The organism is Streptococcus sp. HMSC077D04 (assembly GCF_001808785.1).
Classification (GTDB): domain Bacteria; phylum Bacillota; class Bacilli; order Lactobacillales; family Streptococcaceae; genus Streptococcus; species Streptococcus mitis_BX.
Genome location: NZ_KV794534.1, coordinates 22510 through 22739, shown reverse-complemented (window position 1 = coordinate 22739; position 230 = coordinate 22510). Strand labels below are relative to the sequence as shown.

Sequence of the window (230 nt, the reverse complement as noted above, 5' to 3'; positions counted from 1 at the left end):
GAGTGATGATCTATCTGACTTGATTCATACGAGTATCTATTTAGTAGAAACTTTTGATGAAATAGAGAGATATAGCGGTTATTTGGATGGAATTGAACGTATGTTAGAGATATCTGAAAAACGGATGGTAGCCTAATGGAAATCCAAGATTATACCGATAGTGAATTCAAACATGCTTTAGAGCGGAACATTCGCTCACTGACAAGAGGAAAAAAGTCCAGTAAGCAACC

General features: G+C 36.5%; 2 pseudogenes. Both read left to right on the top strand.

The features are described from left to right. Positions 1 to 136 (top strand): annotated as a pseudogene (locus HMPREF2701_RS11695) (XRE family transcriptional regulator); the annotation flags it as partial. Beyond that, a pseudogene (locus HMPREF2701_RS11690) lies at positions 136 to 230 on the top strand (toxin PezT); the annotation flags it as partial. The pseudogenes HMPREF2701_RS11695 and HMPREF2701_RS11690, both read left to right, overlap by 1 nt.